The organism is Vibrio sp. 1069 (assembly GCF_033340555.1).
Genome location: NZ_JAWOWP010000918.1, coordinates 1 through 525, shown reverse-complemented (window position 1 = coordinate 525; position 525 = coordinate 1). Strand labels below are relative to the sequence as shown.

Here is a 525-nt window from a genome sequence, read left to right as displayed (position 1 = left end):
ATTGGCGACGCACGACTGCCAATGGTGCAAAAATCATGGCTCAATCGTTCTAAACATTGGGGTAAGCAAGTCATTACCGCGACCCAGATGTTGGAATCGATGATCGAGAATCCTCTCCCAACTCGCGCTGAAGTGTTAGACGTGGCAAACGCGATTATCGACGGAACAGACGCCGTGATGCTGTCGGCGGAATCGGCGGCGGGCAAATACCCAATCGAAGCGGTCGAAGCCATGGTTCGCATCGCACAAGGTGCAGAGCACGAGCTGGAATGCAACCATGACTGCTGGGATACTCTGCAACACTTATGTTCTAACCCAGGCAAAAGTTTCGCGCTTTCATCAATGATTTCGGCTTCTCGCGTTCATCAAGACCTTGGCGTTGCGATTTTAACCCAACATGGTGAAACACCCCTGTTGATGTCTCGCTGCCAAAGTAAAACTAAGATTTGGGCCCTAAGCGACAACCCAGCCTTGCTTGCACAAATGACTATTCTACGCGGTGTTGAACCTTTGTATTTCAAAGCA

At 50.1% G+C, this 525-nt stretch carries 1 protein-coding gene; it reads left to right on the top strand.

Annotation, left to right across the window (positions count from 1 at the left end):
- The coding region (locus R7040_RS29805) for a pyruvate kinase (RefSeq protein ID WP_318098094.1) at positions 1–525 on the top strand (525 nt) is incomplete at both ends.